This is a genomic window from Steroidobacter gossypii (genome assembly GCF_016801985.1).
Lineage (GTDB): Bacteria > Pseudomonadota > Gammaproteobacteria > Steroidobacterales > Steroidobacteraceae > Steroidobacter > Steroidobacter gossypii.
Genome location: NZ_JAEVLS010000001.1, coordinates 141,632 through 159,246 on the forward strand (window position 1 = coordinate 141,632; position 17,615 = coordinate 159,246).

The 17,615-nt window shown below is 61.9% G+C and carries 15 protein-coding genes and 3 tRNA genes; 9 read left to right on the forward strand and 9 right to left on the reverse strand.

Annotation, left to right across the window (positions count from 1 at the left end; genetic code table 11):
• Positions 1-50: 50 nt before the first annotated feature.
• Together JM946_RS00670 and JM946_RS00675 are read right to left on the reverse strand one after the other, a co-directional pair.
• A complete protein-coding gene (locus tag JM946_RS00670) occupies positions 51-659 on the reverse strand; it encodes an NAD(P)H-dependent oxidoreductase (RefSeq protein WP_203165217.1) in 609 nt (202 codons plus the stop codon).
• Positions 660-678: 19 nt separating this feature from the next.
• A complete protein-coding gene (locus tag JM946_RS00675; protein ID WP_203165218.1) occupies positions 679-1,281 on the reverse strand; it encodes a LysE family translocator in 603 nt (200 codons plus the stop codon).
• A 90-nt stretch (positions 1,282-1,371) separates the two neighbouring features.
• Between JM946_RS00675 and JM946_RS00680 the strand changes: the two genes are divergently transcribed.
• Positions 1,372-2,274: a LysR substrate-binding domain-containing protein gene (locus tag JM946_RS00680; RefSeq protein WP_218042534.1), complete on the forward strand. Its 903-nt coding sequence runs from the start codon at positions 1,372-1,374 to the stop codon at positions 2,272-2,274.
• On the opposite strand, the gene JM946_RS00685 is transcribed toward JM946_RS00680, so the two are convergent.
• Entirely contained in the window at positions 2,253-2,960 is a 708-nt protein-coding gene (locus JM946_RS00685; protein ID WP_203165220.1) for a phytanoyl-CoA dioxygenase family protein, read from the reverse strand. The genes JM946_RS00680 and JM946_RS00685 overlap by 22 nt on opposite strands.
• Here JM946_RS00685 and JM946_RS00690 point away from each other — a divergent pair.
• Entirely contained in the window at positions 2,853-3,533 is a 681-nt protein-coding gene (locus JM946_RS00690) for an outer membrane lipoprotein (RefSeq protein ID WP_218042536.1), read from the forward strand. The two genes, JM946_RS00685 and JM946_RS00690, sit on opposite strands and share 108 nt — an antisense overlap.
• 14 nt (positions 3,534-3,547) lie before the next feature.
• Here the strand turns inward: JM946_RS00690 and JM946_RS00695 are convergent, their stop codons facing one another.
• From JM946_RS00695 to JM946_RS00715, 5 genes are all read right to left on the reverse strand, one after another.
• Positions 3,548-3,949 (reverse strand): hypothetical protein, encoded by a 402-nt coding sequence (locus JM946_RS00695; RefSeq protein WP_203165222.1) that lies wholly within the window; start codon positions 3,947-3,949, stop codon positions 3,548-3,550.
• Between the two features lie 61 nt (positions 3,950-4,010).
• The gene (locus JM946_RS00700) at positions 4,011-6,620 is read right to left on the reverse strand and encodes a M36 family metallopeptidase (protein WP_203165223.1); all 2,610 of its coding nucleotides are present in this window, start codon (positions 6,618-6,620) and stop codon (positions 4,011-4,013) included.
• Between the two features lie 199 nt (positions 6,621-6,819).
• Positions 6,820-7,485, reverse strand: a complete 666-nt coding sequence (locus tag JM946_RS00705) for a zeta toxin family protein (RefSeq protein ID WP_203165224.1) — start codon at positions 7,483-7,485, stop codon at positions 6,820-6,822.
• A 4-nt stretch (positions 7,486-7,489) separates the two neighbouring features.
• Positions 7,490-7,867: a type II toxin-antitoxin system prevent-host-death family antitoxin gene (locus JM946_RS00710; protein WP_203165225.1), complete on the reverse strand. Its 378-nt coding sequence runs from the start codon at positions 7,865-7,867 to the stop codon at positions 7,490-7,492.
• 44 nt (positions 7,868-7,911) lie between these two features.
• A complete protein-coding gene (locus JM946_RS00715) occupies positions 7,912-9,003 on the reverse strand; it encodes a 3-deoxy-7-phosphoheptulonate synthase (RefSeq protein WP_203165226.1) in 1,092 nt (363 codons plus the stop codon).
• Between the two features lie 297 nt (positions 9,004-9,300).
• On the opposite strand from JM946_RS00715, the gene JM946_RS00720 reads away from it, so the two are divergent.
• The 7 genes from JM946_RS00720 (at position 9,301) to JM946_RS00750 (ending at position 15,902) form a co-directional block, all read left to right on the forward strand.
• Positions 9,301-10,038: an NADPH-dependent F420 reductase gene (locus tag JM946_RS00720; RefSeq protein ID WP_203165227.1), complete on the forward strand. Its 738-nt coding sequence runs from the start codon at positions 9,301-9,303 to the stop codon at positions 10,036-10,038.
• A 77-nt stretch (positions 10,039-10,115) separates the two neighbouring features.
• Positions 10,116-12,713: a VPS10 domain-containing protein gene (locus JM946_RS00725; RefSeq protein ID WP_203165228.1), complete on the forward strand. Its 2,598-nt coding sequence runs from the start codon at positions 10,116-10,118 to the stop codon at positions 12,711-12,713.
• A 617-nt stretch (positions 12,714-13,330) separates the two neighbouring features.
• Positions 13,331-13,408 (forward strand) — tRNA-Arg (locus tag JM946_RS00730).
• A gap of 13 nt (positions 13,409-13,421) precedes the next feature.
• Positions 13,422-13,498, forward strand: a tRNA-His gene (locus JM946_RS00735).
• Positions 13,499-13,538: 40 nt separating this feature from the next.
• Positions 13,539-14,108, forward strand: coding sequence for an HNH endonuclease (locus JM946_RS00740; RefSeq protein WP_230979416.1), 570 nt, complete (start codon positions 13,539-13,541; stop codon positions 14,106-14,108).
• A 205-nt stretch (positions 14,109-14,313) separates the two neighbouring features.
• Positions 14,314-14,385, forward strand: a tRNA-OTHER gene (locus JM946_RS00745).
• 371 nt (positions 14,386-14,756) lie between these two features.
• A complete protein-coding gene (locus JM946_RS00750; protein WP_203165229.1) occupies positions 14,757-15,902 on the forward strand; it encodes a slipin family protein in 1,146 nt (381 codons plus the stop codon).
• 55 nt (positions 15,903-15,957) lie between these two features.
• Here JM946_RS00750 and JM946_RS00755 read toward each other — a convergent pair whose 3' ends face one another.
• A complete protein-coding gene (locus tag JM946_RS00755) occupies positions 15,958-17,604 on the reverse strand; it encodes an L-lactate permease (protein WP_203165230.1) in 1,647 nt (548 codons plus the stop codon).
• Between the last annotated feature and the right edge of the window lie 11 nt (positions 17,605-17,615).

Below are 17,615 nucleotides of genomic sequence, written 5' to 3' on the forward strand. Positions count from 1 at the left end.
AGTATTCGCGCATCTGTGCCTATCGAGCAAGGCGGCCATGTCCGAGGTCGCTACCGGCCAGGAGCCTCCGACCGGGCTCGATCTTCAATCAGCTTGCGCAAACCGAGCAGCACCCGCCGCAGCGACGCTTGCGCCGCAGGGTCGACGAGCTTCCCGTCGGCATCGAAAGCCGCCGCGGCGTTCGCCAGGTACAGCGCCGGCCCTGTGAGCACCAGCGATTCGGTGGCGAACAGCACCTGTCGCAAGGCTGCCTGTGCGAGTCGCGTTCCCCAGCGACCGGCGCTGGCGCCGATCAGCGCGACGGGTTTGCCGACGAGCACTTCGTCCGGCGCCGGGCGCGAGAGCCAGTCGATGGCGTTTTTGAGCACACCTGGCATCGACTGGTTGTACTCGGCGGTCGCGATCAGCAGCGCACTCGCGGACGCAACTTGATCGCGCAGGTCGCGAACCGGTCCTGCTGCAAGAGCAGCCGATTCGCGATCCTCGTCAAACATGGGAAGCGCAGCCAGCTGGTCGTAGATCTGTAGGCGCATGCCATCTGGAGCGCAGCCGGCAGCCGCATTCAATAACCAACGGTTGAAAGAATCGCGCCGGAGGCTCCCGGCGATCGCCAAAACATCTCCTTCCGAAGCATCGACGAACGGTATGGGGCCTTTCATCCAGCAAGATCCTCTCTGGTCATTGTTGAGTTAGTAATGCGAGCGCCGATGCACCCAGCAACACACCCATCGCACGATCGAAGCGGGCTCGCGCCGCCGGTTCTCGCAGCAGCGGCGCGATCAGTCGGCCGAATACGGCCCAGGAGACAAGGGCAGCCGATGGAATGGCGAGGAACAGCGAAAACAGCATCGCGGTCGATGCGAAACTCGCGACGCCGGAGGCCGCCGCGCTGACTGTCAGCACCAAGGTCCACGACTTCGGGTTGGTGAACTGAAAAGCGAACAAGGCAACCAACCCATCGGGCGCGCCACGCTCGGGGCCTTTGGAAGCGACGGAAGGCTCAAAGCTGCGAACAACAAGAGCAACGCCCAACCAAACAAGATAAGCGCCACCGACGACGGCGATCGCCCTCCGAAGCCACGGATGCAAGTCGATGAGCGCCGCAAGGCCAAGTTGCGCGAGTGCCAGCATCGCAAGACCACCCAGCACGATTCCTGCCATGGCGGGAATCGCAGGCCGCACGCCCTGAGCGACCGCGATCCGCAGTACGGCGAAATTGTTCGGTCCCGGCGTGATCGCTCCAAGAGCGATGAGGCTGGCGCAGGCGATCAGCGCTTCCATGGAAGTTTTCTGGTGTCATTGCATCTCATGACCCAGTGTGGGCCATTCGGCTGGTCCAAGGAGGGCGCCGTCTGGTCTAATACTTAGACCATGCTTCCATTGAATGCACTTCGCGCCTTCGCGCTGGCCGTGGAAAAGGGCGGCGTGCGCGCCGCTGCTCGCGAACTCGATGTCTCGCACTCTGCGGTCAGTCGACACGTTGCCGAGCTCGAACAGTGGCTCGGCGTCGCCCTGCTCGAGCGTGGTCACGGACCTCGCGCCTTCGTTCCGACGCCGCAAGGAGAGCGACTCGCCCGCACGACATTGAGCGCGCTCGGCGATATCAACCGCGCCGCCGATGCAGTTCGTGAACAGCGCTCGCGTGGTGCTGTGACGGTATCGACCACGCCTTCGTTTGCCGCACGCTGGTTGCTGCCGCGATTGCCGGCGCTGCAGAAAGCGCATCCGCGGCTGGAGGTATCAGTGCTGGTCGATCAGCGGCTCGACGATCTGCAGAACTCGGCCAGCGACTTCGCTATTCGCATGGGCGCAGGAACTTGGCCCGGCGTCACTGCGGAGCCGCTGATGGATGACGCGCTGTATCCTGTGATGAGCCCTGCTTATTGGAACAATGCCGGGCGGCCTCGCGAACTTGCCGACTTGCGACGGCTCCGGCTGCTGCACGATCGCGATCCGCGCGCCAGCTGGCAACTCTGGCGCGATGAGTTCGGCCCTCCGGAACTCGATGTTCGCAAGGGGACGCGCTTCACCTCGTCCGACCTGGTTCTGCGCGCGGCAGCCCAAGGCCTTGGCGTCGCGCTTGCACAGCATCGACTCGCTCTCGACGATCTTGAGGCCGGCACGCTGATCCGCCCGTTCGGATCGCATGCAGTTGCGCTGGCCGCGGCGTACTGGATCGTCACGCCACACGGAGCTGTGATGCGAGACGCAGCGAAGACCTTAGTCAGCTGGCTGCGCCGACAAGCAGGCCGTCAGGCCGGGGCGAACGCCTGAAGGCCGCACGCCTGACGAATCGCTATCTGTACTGGCGAAGGCGGCAACGCGGGATCGAACTCACCCTTAGGAAACAACGGCGGCTGCGCCATGAAACGCGGTCGCGTTCCGCGATGAGGTTGCGGGGAAAGCTGACGGAGCGTCGCGCCGGCTTCGCCATGGGGAAGCAGCTCGCGTGCGATCGTGAGATGCGAAGATTTCCGTATCCTGGTGGGTGCGTCTTCAGGGCCCACGTCAGAGAGCAGAAAGAGCATCAGCAATGCGCGCCCGCGGCTCTTCACATTGGCGCGCCACTCCATGAAATCGGGATTGTTCTCTCCGAAGCTCGCATCCACATGCCAACCATCGTCCCCTGGAGACTGTGACGACGGAAAGCGAATCGGGAAGGTGCCGAGCCCCCTGGGCGCAAGCCATCGCCCCTCCCCGACGAGTTGATCGTAAGCTCGATGCAGCAGCGGTGTATTGGCCGCTGCGACGAACGGCGGCGAAGCTTTGGCAGCCACGCGAATCACTGGTCGAGTCCAGTGCTCGGGGCAATCCGGCGATAAGCCGATCTCCGCCCATAGCTCGTGCCTGCATTGTTTCGCCAGGTCGGCGTCGAAGGCGTTTTCGATCTTGACGAAACCGCAGTCGATGAAATTTTGGACCTGCTGCGAAGTCAGGCCGAAGTGCTCGGATCGAGGCATCCCGTCACTATATTCGGCGGACGTACCCGACGCGAGCCCTTGGTTAAGCTGCGTTCAGCAACACCGGAGCAAAATTGCGAGCAGGGTTTCATCGAATGGATCGTCGTGGAGACTCCCATGCGCGCACTCGGGCCAGCGTTGCTGATCGTTCTTGGATTGAGTTCTGCCGCCTGCAGCAGCAGCGGGCCGACGTATTCAAGATACGATGTGCATCGAAGTTGGACGGTGCGCGAAGGCACGGTCGTGCAGGTGGTGGAAGCCACCATCGATGGCCGATCGTCGGTCATAGGAACTTACGGCGGCGGCTATGTCGGCAACACCGTCGGTAGAACCATCGGTTCAGGATCCGGATCGAGCGTGGCCGGCGCGGTGGGCGCAGTTGCAGGCGCGGTCGCCGGTAGAAAGGCCGAAAAAGAGGCTACAGAGCAGAAGGCCTGGGAATTGCTGGTCGAGATGAATAACGGCGGCGAAACCCTCGCGATCGTCCAACCGGCGGACCAGGACTTTGCAGAGGGCGAAAAGGTGCGCGTCTACACTCGACCGGACGGTTCGGCGCGCGTTGCGAAGTTATAAAGGCCGCTCCACTTTCAACGCTCCACTTTCAAGGTGACGCGGTACTGCTCCGGTGAGATCTCGCGTGTCGAGACGCGCTCGGGTCGAACCCGCACCACCGTCACGCGCAATCCGCCGACTGCTGCGTGCTCACCGGCCTTGATGAAGTGAGGCACGGCTTCGGATGCATCTCTCCGAGTCGACACTTCCACTTCGACCTCGCCCGCCCACACACAGGTCACATCGGTCGGACAGCGCGAATCCTGGACGACGCGCACGAACTCCACCTGCAACTCTTGCTGAGCGAACACGGCCTGCTGTTTCGGTGCGAGCTCGATTTCCTGATCGAGGCTCGCAGCGCGCACCGCAGAGTCGGAGCGACAAGCGACGAGCGCCGTGGCCAGCAGAATCGGAATGAGAGAACGATGCAGTGTCATGTTTCGATCATAGCAGCGCGGGCCCGAACAGGCCCGCGCCGCGTGGACTAACAATCAAACGTCACTGACGCGTGATCCGCACATCGTCGATGCCTGCTTCGACCAGGCTCGCTGTGCCAGCATCCGCCGCTTCGATCAGCAGACGCACGGTCTGCCCGGCGAACGCATTCAGACTGGCCGTCGCAGTCGACCAGGCGCCATCGACATCGCTCGCCGATGCAAGCCGCTGGAACACGACGCTGGTCGTTGTACCCACGACGCTCACACGCAGAAAGTCTGCGCTGGTCGCATTACTGCCGTGCGCGAGATACTGACTGAACGTGAGAGTCAACGTGCCCGCGGCCGGCAAAGTGATGGCCGGTGAGCGAATCGAGGTGACGCCACCATCGATATCGTTCACACCCGCACTCGAGCCTGCCAGCCGACCGGTCACCAACGCGTTGACGCCACTGGTGGTGGTGCCAAGCTGTTTTGTGCCGCTGGAACTGGTTGCTTCCGGATCGCCGCGCTCCCATGCGCCGGACACAGCAGTGTCCGTGCCGTTCGGGTTGGTCTGCCAGCCAAGGTTGGTCTCGAAGTCATCTTCGAAGACCACGTCGCCTCCGCCGCCCTGGCAAGAGGCCGGAACATTGAAGCCATTCGTCGGCGCGGTGCTGCCGGAGCCGCCGCTGACTGCGTTCGAGCCCAGACCGAACGCCGCGAAGGCTTCCCAAATGCGACAAACATCTTCGCCGCCATGATTGTCGATGGCGGCCTGAATGATGCCGTCGCGCACTTGAGTAAACGTCGGGTTGCAGGCGGTGTTCTTCAACCCTTCGTTGACGTACAGCATCATACGTTGATTGCCGGCGCTGCCGGTTGCATTGTAGAGATTGGCGCTGAAGCCCCACTCATCCACTAGCTTCCAATACACCTCCCAGGCTGCCTGCGCCCAGACCGAGCCTACCCCGTGCGGAACAGCCATGCCGTTGATGCTCGCATACGTCCACGTATTGACGCCTGGATCGGTGCTGTAACGCTGCGTGCGAATGCCGGTGCCTGTGGTGGCCTGCCCTAACGAATAAGTTCCCATGCCACGAGGAGTCGCGCCGGTATCCGACGCTCGGGCCGTATATGCAAGCGCCCACCAATCGGACAAGCCCTCGCCGGGCTGCTGACGATTCGTGAGGCAGTTGACGTTCGACGGTCCGCCGACGAGCCGATTGGAAATGCCATGGCCATACTCATGGACTACGATGCCCGCATCCAGATCGCCGTCGCGATCCGGGTTGGGGCTGGTCCATATATACATTTGCATGCGCGGCCGCGATCCATCCGCCGGTGTGAAGAAGTTTGCATTGTTGGTTCCACCGCCATCCTGGGCTTCGGCTCTCACGGAATCGTTGCCCGCTCCACCACGCCCATAGTTGTTCAGTTGAAAGTTGCCGGCGGCCTCGTCGAATCCATACTGATACTGTACGTCGTGGATGATGTTATTCCAGTAGAACAGATTGGTGACTGCGCTCGGCCGATACGTGCTCGGCGCTCCCGAGAGGTTAATTGCGAAGTCGAAGTTCAGTGATGCACCGCCGCTCGGGCTGGAGCCGCTGTCCGGCGAATTGTTGTTGTCGGTATCGGTGTAAGCGTGGACATTGTTGCCCTCGGTGGTTGTGAACTCCGCCCCCGCCGAACCGTTGGTATCGTGCCATCCAAAAGGAGACGCGGTGCTGTTGGCGGGATTCACAACCAGCGTGCGGCCGTCGGACGGCGGCAGTGGGCTGGTGTGATTCGGGCTCTCAACCGGGTGGGCATAGACCCGATACTGATCCGCGACTGTCTGATCGAAGCGCGTCCAGACCTCGGCGTTCTCGGCGTCGACCGTGAAATCCCAGGCGTGCTGTTCATCGAGCGTCTGGATCTGGAAGTTCCAAACCAGGCGCGCCTCCCCTCGCCGGATGGGCAACAACATCAGCCGTCCATTGATCGGCGCCAGCGACAGCCCCTCATGGCTCATCCGCGTCGCGCGCTGCGGGCCAGTGTCCGATTGCACCACTTGGAGCTGCGTCGGAACGGCGATGCCCGAAAACTTCGCGGCCGCCGCGACTGCCTCGCCAAGTTGTATACGCGGATGGAGTTGCCGCACCGACTGCGCAAGTCCCGGCAAAAATGAATTGTTCACGCTGATGACGCGGCCGTCTCGATTTACGTTGACCTGCAGCTGGGCGTTGTACACCGGAATGCCGGCATGACGCTGCTGTAGATAGATGTGTGTGGCGCCAGTAACGCGCGAATAAACAGAGTCCGTCACCACATATCCCTGTAGATCGGCGGCCTCGAGCCCAAGCGCAGCTGCGTTGTTGCGAATGAACTCGGTTGCCACATCCATCGGGCGCCCTCTCGTCGCGCCCGTCAGATAGCCACGCTGGCTGGATAGCGAGCTCACCGCGCCTGTGGTTTCGTTGGATTCCACAGTGAGCTCTTCCACATTGGCGACCAACCCTTGAATGGCTCGAGGCTGAAGGGTGGCCGCGGACCGCGCGGCGGTGAACGCGCGGTTGAGATCGAGCCTTGCATCGAAATGACGCTCGGCGTCCTGCGTCGGAGATATTTCTTGTGCGCCAGCGAGCGCTGACCAGCATAGACCGCAGGCTATCGACAATGACGCGACAGCGAATCCTCGGCATCGGTTCATGATGCAACTCCTTCCGTGAGTAACCATGAGGACTGTGGGCGCCTGGGATTCAGCGCGAGGAACAATGTTGTGTCAACAGTTGATTCCCCTTGTTTGGAGGCAACCGCAGCGCGCCATCGAGTGTCAGAGACGGCCTCGTGACAATGTTCAGTTGTTCTGTATACCGCTCATGATTCGAGCCGCGTGACACCTTGCAATGTCACGGCTTCGATTTGTCGACAACAGCTTGCTCGTGGATTCGGATGGCGGCGGCCACGACCGGCCTCGCCCATTCAGGAGTCGTTGAAATCAGAGCGTCGAGCGGGCCATTCACGATATGTTGTCGTGACATGCTCAACACCAGGCGAGCGCGCGGCGTGCCGTCCGCGGAATCGAGCGAGTTGTCGTAGACACGCACTTCTTTGGCGCAGCCGAGCAGCTTGATCAGGTTGGCGAGACTCTTCGGATATCGCTCTCGAATCTTCGCCGAAGGGATGGGATGACCGCCCCGGGCCACCCGCGCGGCCACGCGGGCGATGTGCCGTTCCGGCGAGTCCAGCCCCACGTAGAAAACAAAAACATCCAACCCGGAGGCGGCGGCACGCAACAGAGCTTGCGTGATGCTGTTACCACCCAACGTCGACTCGAAGCTGAAATCCTGATTGCGCTCGATGGAACGGTTTAGAAGCTGGAAGCCTAGATTCCAGGCTCGGGCATTCGCCTCCTCCAGCGTGATGCCGTCACGCTCCACCATCGCCTTCGCCGCGAGATCCGGATTGAAATAGATTCCTTCGGCGCGCGCGGCGAGAAACTCTCCCGCGATGACGCTCTTGCCGGCACCATTGGTGCCGGCCGCCACCACGATGCGGCCGCGACGTTCCGCCACTCGCTCAGGTATCTCGGCGATTCAGCTCAGCATCGGTGGCGGAGAACAAAGCATCCACCGCCCGCCGCGCCTTGTGAGATTGCATCCTGGCATGCAGCGAATCGAACTCGCGGGCCCAATGATCGAGCTCGCGTTCCTGGTGGGTGCGCTCGTTGGAGGTGAGCTTGTTATAAGTGTCGATATCGAGCACCACGGCCTGCGCCTGACCGTGGCGTTCGATGAAGACGGGACCGGAGTCCCGCGCGGTCTGCAGGATTTCACCGAAGCGGTTCTTGGCCTGCGTGGCAGGCACCGATCGCCGTGCTGGTGCGTCCGCCGTCGGGGCGGATTTGGGCTTCAGAACCGAGGCCTTGGGCAGGTTTGCATGGGTGCGTCTGGCCATCACTGCAATCCTAGGACGGCAATCCTTCATCGCCGGACTGCAGTTTAGCTAATCTCCACTGAATTAGCCAATCTCGACTCAGCCCGGGCCCGCCGGCCGGCCACCGAGCGCGCCAGGCGCTCCAGGATCTGCACCGACGTCGGCCAATCGACGCAGCCGTCCGTGATGCTCTGGCCATACTCCAGGGGCTTGCCCGGCGTCAGATCCTGTCGGCCGGCCTTGAGATGACTTTCCACCATGACGCCGCAGATCCGTTGTTCGCCGGCCTCGATGCGGGCAGCGATATCGGCGATCACCATCGGCTGATTCTCGGGACGTTTGCTGCTGTTGCCGTGGCTCACGTCGATCATCAAGCGGGCCGGCAGCTTGGCCGCGAGCAGTTGCTGAGACACCGCATCCACACTCTGCGCATCGTAGTTTGGAGCCTTGCCGCCGCGCAGGATCACGTGACAATCCGAATTGCCAGCGGTGGTGGCGATGGCGCTGTGGCCTTGTTTGGTGACTGCCAGAAAATGATGTGGATGAGAAGCCGCCTGAACCGCGTCGATGGCGATCTTCACATTGCCATCCGTACCGTTCTTGAATCCGACCGGACAGGACAACCCCGACGTCATCTCGCGATGAACCTGACTTTCCGTGGTGCGCGCACCGATGGCGCCCCAAGCGACGAGATCCGCGATGTATTGCGGCGTGATGATGTCGAGAAACTCACAGCCCGCAGGCAGGCCGAGATCGTTGATGTCCCGTAACAGCTGGCGCGCGATGCGCAGGCCCCGATTGATATTGAAACTTCCGTCGAGATCGGGATCGTTGATGAGTCCTTTCCAGCCGACCGTGGTGCGCGGCTTCTCGAAGTACACGCGCATCACGATCTCGAGCTCGCTCTTGAAGCGCTCGCGCTGTTCCTGCAGGCGCCGCGCATAGTCCATGGCCGCGACTGGATCGTGAATCGAACAGGGCCCGATCACCACCACCAGCCGATCGTCACGGCCGTGAAGGATCTCCTGCATTGCTCTGCGACCCTGCGCCACCGTGGCGGCAGCAGTGTCCGTGGTCGGGTACTCGCTCATGACCTCGTGAGGCGTGACCAGCTCACGAATCTCACGAATGCGTAAATCGTCGGTGCGGGCGTGCATGGTGAACTCCAGCGGCCAGGTCCGGCGGAAAAAAAAACCGCCAGAGGGCTGGCGGTTTTTCAGGTGTACTCGGTGGGTTGGGTTAAATCGAGTGCAATCCTTCCGCCATTGGCTTCGGATACCAGAAGTAAAAGTAGAACCAATAGCGGGCAGATGCGAAATTCATGGTGCTTTGATAACACACGGCCATGGGATTCGGCAACAACCCCTTTGGGCCATACCGACTGCCAGACTGGCCAGCCGCACCGGCGAGGTCTACCCTCGCTGTGTTGTCATGCAACCAAATGCGAGGCTGCCATGAAGACCCCACTCTCTTTTCTGAGCCGCCGCCGATTCCTCCAGGTCACCGGCGCGACCACCGCATTGCTGACCGCCGGGCTGCGCGCACATGCGGCAAGCTCGAAGAGCACGCGGATCGGTGTCATTGGCTCGGGCAATGTCGGCAGCGCCATCGGCCGCACGTGGGTAAACGCCGGTCACGAAGTCATGTTCTCGTCTCGCAATCTGGATCGAGACAAGACACTCGCTGCCGAACTCGGCCGCGGCGCTCGAGCCGGCACGCCCAAAGAGGCCGCCGCTTTCGGCGATGTCATTTTGATTGCCGTTCCTTACGGCGCGCTGCCCGAGCTCGGGAAGTCTCTCCGTAACGAACTCAAAGGCAAAGTCATCATCGACGCCTGCAATCCATTCCCTTCGCGCGACGGCAAGATCGCCGACTGGGCTCGTGACAAAGGCGCGGGTCTCGCTTCAGCAGAGTTGCTACCCGGCGCTCGCATCGTTCGCGCCTTCAATGCCATCGGCGCGGCTCGCATGGGTTCGGCGCATGAAGCACCAGGGAGGATTGGAATGCCGATCGCTGGCGATGACAAAGAAGCCATCGCGATCGCTTCCGCCTTGATACGGGATGTCGGCTACGAGCCGGTACTCATCGGCGGGTTGGCCATGGGGCGACATCTCATTCCCGGCACTCCGCTCGCCGGTGAACATTCGCCCGATGAAGTTCGCGAGCTGGCAGCGAAGCTCACAGCGGAGTAAGCAGCCCGCTTCGACCGTGACTCGCAGCGGCTGTGCTACGCTTGCGCGGTTGCACAGACAGCGGCGAGATCAGCCGCATGACAGAATCAGCGGGAGTGGAGATGCAAGTCACGGACTCGGCGTCGAATGTATCGACCGGATTACATAACAATGCCTCATGGACCCGGCGGGGTCTGCTGCTCATCACCTTTGCGCTCGGCGTAACAAACGTCGCCGCCGCAGGCACCAATACCTGGACGCCGCTCGGCCCCTCGGGCGGTTCGATTTTTGACATAGAGTTTCATCCCACGGACACCGCGACCATGTACGTGGCGACCTCGAATGGGTTCTATCGTTCCAGCGATTCGGCATCGTCCTGGCAACACACGAGCACCGATGGCTTGCCAATCTACTTCCGCCCGACCGAACTCGCGGTGGACCCTGTCCATCCCGATCGCGTGCTCGTTGCCTCTGCATACATGAGCACATTGCGCAGTGACGACCGCGGGCAAACGTTGCAAGTGATGACCGGCCTGCTGCCTTGGGCCCCGTTATACATCGACTACCATGTGATGGCCGCGGCAGGAGATGGCTCGACTGTCTACTACTCGATGGATGACTTCGTTTATCGCAGCACGGACGGCGGCGCCTCACGACAGGTGCGCGGCCAGCTGTCTTTTTCGACAGGCGAATTCATTGTGACGAAGCTGCTGGTCGATCCCACCAATCCCCAGAACGTTTATGCGACCACCTATAGGCGCGCCTATCGCAGCACCGATGGAGGTGAGAACTGGACGGTCATCTGGGCGCCGACCCTCGGGGAAGAAAACACCATAGCGGCGATGACCATCGATCCACAGAATCCAAATCGCCTGTGGCTGGCAACGCAGACCACGCTTCTCACCAGCGACAACGGCGTTCTCTGGTCGCCGGCACTGACCGGCTCGGCCGTCGATGTGGACGTGGATCCAAACGATTCCCAGATTGTTTACGCGGCCATGTCCGATCAGACACTCATGCGCACCACGAACGGGGGCGCGAGCTGGAGCGCAGTACCTGCGCCCCTGGCAGCCGACACAGCCCGTAAGCGACAACTGGAGATTCACCCGAGCGACAGCGCACGTTTGTATCTTTTCGGGCCCAGCGGCATTCTCGCCAGCACCGACGCAGGAGCGACCTGGAATCGGGCTGATGCCGGCATTGCGGCCACGTCTGCGGAAGGCTTCTCTCCGACGGCGACCTCGTCGGGACACTATTTCTTCCGTGTTACTGGGTATGGCATCGCGGGCGTGCGCCCCGGCCAGGGCGATGTGGACATCGTGGTCGACTCCCCGCTTCCAGATCCCGGTACCTCCGCCCCACACAGACTCACGTCGGTGTTGTCACTGCCAAACACGCTGATTGCGAGCTACGTCGACTCGACCGTCGCGCTGTCTTCGGACCTCGGCGCCACCTGGACGATCGCAGCCGCGCCACCCTCCAGCTGGATCAACTCGCTGGCCGCTGCTCAGAATGGAACAGCGACGACGGTCTATGCAACGACCGCAACGGGCATTTTCCGCTCCGACGATCTGGGCGATCACTGGTCGCGAATGAGCAATGGCCTGCCCAATACAGGCTCTGTCAACGCCAGCTATATCACTGTGGGCGCCGATCAGACACAGCTCTATGCGCTGCTGCACACTGGAGGAGACGTTCTCTATCGATCGACCGACGGCGGTCAAAACTGGGCGCCGGTCGCAGGGACGGAACCCGCCAGCAGCTCCATCCAGTCGGTGACCGCGCATCCATCCGATGCACAAACCCTGCTAGTTGGAACGTTTGAAGGCGCCTACCGAACGACGGACGGCGGCGACACCTGGCAGATGCTCGATCTACTGCCAGGCAAGCCCGATGCGCCAGTCGAGGCGATCGCGTTCGATCCGGTGAATCCGGACATCATCTATATCAGTTCGCCGCTCGACGCTTTCAGCTCCGCGCGCTACTTCGGCAACGTGTTTCGGTCGGTCGACGGTGGCGCCACCTTCCAGCGACTCATGCCCAACTACTACCCAGGGGGACGCATCACGTCGCTGAAAGTGACGTCCGATCATCCGCATCGCATTCTGGCAGCGAGTGCAGGCCACGGCGTCATTGAAATGTCGATCGAGCCCGATCTGGAACTGACGCTCACGTCGCAGCCTAGTTCGGCGACGGTCAACTCGTCGCTCGAGTACACCATGACGGCGACCAATCACGGTCCGTTCGACGCCACGCAAGTACAGGTTGAAGTGCAGCTTCCGACGGCCGCATCGGCCACGACTGCCACCATCGATGGCAGCCCGTGTGTCGTTGCAAACAATGTCGCCAGGTGCACGGCCAGCGTTCTGCGCAATGATCAGTCAGCCACGATTGTCGTCCGCACGACTCCTTCTGCCGCCGGCACTTTCGCGGTCAACGTCGATGTGACAGGTGCACAGCCCGATACCAATTCCGCAAATGACACAGCGTCTGCGTCCGTCTCGGTTGCCGGGCTTCCGCCCACCAACCCCGGTGGTGGTGATGGTGGCGGCGGCACCGGCGGCGGCGGCGGTGGCGGCGGCGGCGGTGGCGGCGGCGGCGGTGGCGGCGGCGGCGGTGGCGGCGGCGGTAGCTTCGGCATCCTGGCTCTGATCGCGCTGTTGCCGTTCGGTCTCGCGAGGCGGAGGCGCTGCTAACGGCGCCTCAAGGCCCCTCGGCTTTATTAGATAAATGAACGCCCGCAAGAAACATTTGCAGGCGCGGGAAAGCGCTGCTATCTTCCCGCGCCTGATTTGAACCGCGGCTCCGGCCGCAATATTGAAGCGAAACTGAAATGCTCTCGATCCACGGAACAGCCATAGAAAGACTGAGCGCGCAACGCGCCGCGGTCGGCTGCCCGTCGCATCCGGGTAGCTGGTCACGGCCGTTTGCGAATGAACGTCGCAGCTTCGTGATCGAACTCGATCGGTAGCGCCTTCCGGGCTCCTTGCCCCGAAGGCGCAAGCCGGACGGGGCACCCACGGGAGCCTTCAGCCACCTCGGATCTTCCAAACGATCCGTTTCAGGCGGCAAAACCTTCCAAACAGTGCTCCGTCCGCGAGGTAACGCCCTCGATCCGGACGCGTACGCGCATGCGTATGGTCCCCTGCTCCGCACGCTCGGACAGGACGCTGTTTAACAATTTGGAAACATCGCGGATGCTCACCCTTGCATCGCCTCGGCGCATGCGAGCGTGAGCACCCACAGAGCAGTGAGATATTTTTGCAGCACGTGCAAGCGTGAGGGCCTCGCTCGCTCTGAAATATTCCATCGCGCGACGTTAGCTCAGTTGGATCAGAGCACCGGTTTGCGATGCCGGAGGTCGAAGGTTCGAATCCTTCACGTCGCACCATAGACAGTCATTGGTGGCGTTAGCTCAGCAGGCCAGAGTCCCGAGCTGTGAACTCGGAGGTCGCGGGTTCGAGTCCCGCACGCCACCCCAATCTCAACCGCACGATTCACCAACCAAAGGAGGAGTAACGATGAGTCCGCACATTCTCGCGCTAGACATCGCCGGCGCTCCGCACCGGTGGATCAGCGTGCGCGAAGCGGCGCATTACTACGCGACCGACATGATCGCGTGGGCGACAGGCACGAATGAGTTTCTCTTGCGCGGAGGCAGGCAGCGAGCGACGGGCATCCAGTCGTTGATTCGGGCGAACTCGATCATCGCGATCAAGGGCAAGGACTACATCGTCCGCAACTTCGATCACGTGCCGATGCTCACCAAGGACATGCTGCTCGCGCGCGATCGTCACATTTGCGCTTACTGCGCGCGGCGGTTCAAGGCCGCGGAGCTCGATATGGAGCATATCCAGCCGCGCTCCAAGGGCGGTGAAGACTCGTGGATGAATCTGGTCGCAGCCTGCAAGGCATGCAATCACCGCAAGGCCGACCGCACGCCGGAGGCCGCAGGAATGAAGTTGCATTACGTGCCGTATGTTCCCAATCGGTACGAAGCATTCATTCTGAGCAATCGCAAGATCCTGGCCGACCAGATGGAGTTCCTGCTCCAGGGCGTGCCAAGAAACTCACGGTTGCACCTGTCATAGATTGGAAATATCGGCAGACGAAACAAACCCGTCTGCCGCATTTATCGAGAATTCAAGGATCCTGCTGCGCGCTCATCGCACGTGAACGCGCAGCGGTACCGTGGTCCAGGCCAGCGTTTCGTGTCAGCGGTTGTGGTTCGAACCACACTGGCGCACTGCAGCCCTGCTGCTGTGTGTACCGCGCGAAGCGCGAACCTAACCTCCATGCAATGTAGCTCAGTGGGTAGAGCAGGCAACTTCGATTGCCAGGCCGAGGGTTCGACTCCCTCTATTGCAACGGCAGGCCGCAAGGCCGGGGTTCGACTCCCCCTGTTGATGCCAGAAGCATCCCTTGATGACACGAAAGTGTCGACCGAAGCGCCCCAGCGCTCTCGATCCTCATGCACGGCAGTGGATGAGATAGGGAGCGCAGCGCGTATCACGCTCTGCTCGTCGATGCTCGACGCGCCCGGGTTCAGTGATGAAACGTTTGCAGAAACGCCCCGCGCCAGGGAGGCACGGGCGAGGAAGCCGCGGTTCGCACTGTCGAAAGGCGCCTCGACCGCGACGACCGCGCGATAGGCGTGGGGTGGCTTCGGACTTAATTCAAAAATTGCAGTCGCCAGGCGACTGCATTGGGCGAGTGACAGAAACAACAAGGAGACGATCATGACCATCAAGCGAATCACCGTCGCCCAGCATGAGCGTGCACTGGTTTGGAAGAACAAGACCTTTGCAGGAGTGCTGGAGCCGGGTAAACACTGGCTCGTCGCGCCGATGAACGACATCGCGGCGCAGCTGTACGACCTCACGGTGCCGGAGTTCGAACACGCTCGCGTGGACTTCCTGGTGAAGGAAGCTCGCGCGACCATGGAGCGGTACTTCGACATCGTCGAGCTGACCGAAAACGAAGTCGGCCTGGTTCACAAGAACGGCAAGTTCAGCGGCGTGCTGGCACCGGGCAAGCGCCAGCTCTACTGGAAGGGCCCGATCGAGGTGAAAGTCGAGAAGATCGACATCTCGGCGGATGTGGAAGCGTCGGAGCCGGTGGCCAAGCTGCTTGGCCGCGCACGGCAGCCGCTGCTGACGCAGGTGCTCGATGCGGCCAGCATCGTCGAGGTGCCCGACACGTCGGTCGCCCTGCTGATCGTGGACGGCAAGTTCACCAAGCTGCTCGAGCCGGGCCTGCACGTGTTCTGGAAATACCAGCGCACTGTGAAGGTCGAGCTCGTGGATCGCCGTATGCAGACCATGGAAGTGTCGGGTCAGGACATCCTGACCAAGGACAAGGTCAGCCTGCGCGTCAACCTCACCGCCCTGTGGCAGGTCGAGGACGTCGTGCAGGCGCGCGCCGGGCTGCAGAACTTCGTGGAGTACATCTACAAGGAGCTGCAGTTCGCGTTGCGTGAGGCGATCGGCAGCCGCACGCTGGACGAGTTGCTGGGCGCCAAGGGCGATCTGGACCGCGAGATCCAGGCGTCGGCGCGCGGCAAGATCGAACAGCACGGCATCAAGCTGGCCAGCGTGGGTCTCAAGGATGTGATCCTGCCGGGCGAGATGAAGGACATTCTCAACCGGGTCGTGGAAGCCGAGAAGGTCGCGCAGGCGAACCTGATCAAGCGTCGCGAAGAGACCGCGGCAACGCGTTCGCTTCTGAACACGGCCCGCCTCATGGACGAGAACCCGACGCTGCTGCGCCTGAAGGAGCTGGAGACGCTGGAGAAGGTCACCGAAAAGGTCGACAAGCTCACCGTCTTCGGCGGCCTGGATGGCGTGTTGAAGGACGTCGTGCGCATTCAAGTGCCCGCGCACTGAATGAGCCGCGACCCTCCAGGGAGCCCGGTCGCAAGACCGGGCTCTCTTTTTGTTTCTAATGCACCAGCGCAGTCAGCGGCCAGACATACGCTTGCCCCAGCACGAGCAGACTCACCAGCAGCGCGAGCGCGATGCTGTGGAAGAACACGTAGCGCAGAATCTCGCTTTCGTGGCCATACCAACGCGTAGCGGTGGAGGCGACCACGATGCTTTGGGCGTCGATCATCTTGCCCATCACGCCGCCGGAGCTGTTGGCGGCGGCCATCAGCACAGGATTCAAGCCCAGTTGTTCGGATGTGATTTTCTGTAAGCCGCCGAACAGCACGTTCGACGCAGTATCCGAACCCGTCAACGCGACGCCCAGCCAGCCGAGCATCGTTCCGAACAGCGGATAGAGCCAGCCGGTCTGCGCGAACGCCAAACCCATCGTGGCGTCGGCGCCGGAGTAACGCGTGACGTAGCCGAGCGCGAGCATTGCGGCGATGGTCAGCAGCGACCAGCGCACGATCACGAGGGTAGCCACGTACTGTCGCGCGAACTCTCGAAAGGAGAACTTCATTAGCACACTGCTGATGATCGAGGCGAGAAGAATGCCGGTGCCGGTCATGGACAGGAGATTGAAATTGTAAATGGCGGACTCGGCGGTGGCCGTGGCCACCACCGGCGGAACCTTTTGCACGAGTTGATGCAGCCCGCCGACCGGTATGGAAAGCGTGAACACGGAATCCAGCCAGGCCTTGACCTGCGGTATTCCCCACAGGAAAACGCAAACGCTGAGCACGATCCACGGCAGCCAGGCTTTGAACACCTGCTCTGACGTATATGTGTTCGTAGCAGCCTCGGCGAGCGGCCCGTCGTGCGCCTCGCCCCGCTTGGTCGATCGCCAGATGCTCGCCGGTTGCCACACTCGAAGAAACAACGTCAGCGCGCCCATCGAGCAGATCGACGCGATGATATCGACCAGCCACGGGCCGTGGAAATTGGAAACGATATATTGCGGAATGGCGAATGCCACGCCGGCCACCAGAATGGCCGGCCATACCTGCAGCATGCCGCGCCAGCCAGCGAACGCGCAGATCAGCCAAAACGGCACGATCACAGAAAAGAACGGCAACTGTCGCCCCACCATCCCGCTGAGCTCGAACAGGTCGAGGCCTGTCACGCTCGCAAGCGCCAGCACCGGCGTGCCTAACGCGCCAAACGCCACGGGCGCGGTATTTGCGATAAGAGACAGACCGGATGCGGCCAACGGCGTGAAGCCCAGGCCGATCAACATCGCGCCAGTCACCGCCACCGGCGTGCCGAAGCCCGCCGCGCCTTCGAAGAACGCGCCAAATCCAAATGCGATCAGCAACAGCTGCAGACGACGATCGGGCGTGATCGCCGCGATGCTGTCCTGGAGAATTCGGAACTGCCCGCGCTGCTCGGTCAGCCTATATAGGAAGATCACATTGAGAATGATCCAGCCGATGGGCATCAAGCCATAGGCGGCGCCGAATGCGGCAGCCGTCGTGGCCATGCCGGTGGGCATACCGAAAGCAAAGATGGCCACGATCAGCGAGCTGGCGATGCCAAGCAGGGCTGCGACGTGCGCCTTCATCTTCAGAAAGGCGATGCACCCGAGCAGCACCACCACCGGCACCGCGGCGGTGAGCGTGGACAGCAGAGGATTGCCAAAGGGATCGTAACCTTGTGCCCACATGAGCCGCTCCA

What these genes read in the sequence shown, in the direction of transcription:
- JM946_RS00715 (WP_203165226.1), bottom strand. Translation starts at nt 9,003, where the DNA reads ATGCACGCCCGCACCGACGATTTACGCATTCGTGAGATTCGTGAGCTG.
- JM946_RS00675 (WP_203165218.1), bottom strand. Translation starts at nt 1,281, where the DNA reads ATGGAAGCGCTGATCGCCTGCGCCAGCCTCATCGCTCTTGGAGCGATC.
- JM946_RS00700 (WP_203165223.1), bottom strand. Translation starts at nt 6,620, where the DNA reads ATGAACCGATGCCGAGGATTCGCTGTCGCGTCATTGTCGATAGCCTGC.
- JM946_RS00670 (WP_203165217.1), bottom strand. Translation starts at nt 659, where the DNA reads ATGAAAGGCCCCATACCGTTCGTCGATGCTTCGGAAGGAGATGTTTTG.
- JM946_RS00695 (WP_203165222.1), bottom strand. Translation starts at nt 3,949, where the DNA reads ATGACACTGCATCGTTCTCTCATTCCGATTCTGCTGGCCACGGCGCTC.
- JM946_RS00685 (WP_203165220.1), bottom strand. Translation starts at nt 2,960, where the DNA reads ATGCCTCGATCCGAGCACTTCGGCCTGACTTCGCAGCAGGTCCAAAAT.
- JM946_RS00710 (WP_203165225.1), bottom strand. Translation starts at nt 7,867, where the DNA reads ATGGCCAGACGCACCCATGCAAACCTGCCCAAGGCCTCGGTTCTGAAG.
- JM946_RS00750 (WP_203165229.1), top strand. Translation starts at nt 14,757, where the DNA reads ATGACCATCAAGCGAATCACCGTCGCCCAGCATGAGCGTGCACTGGTT.
- JM946_RS00740 (WP_230979416.1), top strand. Translation starts at nt 13,539, where the DNA reads ATGAGTCCGCACATTCTCGCGCTAGACATCGCCGGCGCTCCGCACCGG.
- JM946_RS00720 (WP_203165227.1), top strand. Translation starts at nt 9,301, where the DNA reads ATGAAGACCCCACTCTCTTTTCTGAGCCGCCGCCGATTCCTCCAGGTC.
- JM946_RS00680 (WP_218042534.1), top strand. Translation starts at nt 1,372, where the DNA reads ATGCTTCCATTGAATGCACTTCGCGCCTTCGCGCTGGCCGTGGAAAAG.
- JM946_RS00755 (WP_203165230.1), bottom strand. Translation starts at nt 17,604, where the DNA reads ATGTGGGCACAAGGTTACGATCCCTTTGGCAATCCTCTGCTGTCCACG.
- JM946_RS00725 (WP_203165228.1), top strand. Translation starts at nt 10,116, where the DNA reads ATGACAGAATCAGCGGGAGTGGAGATGCAAGTCACGGACTCGGCGTCG.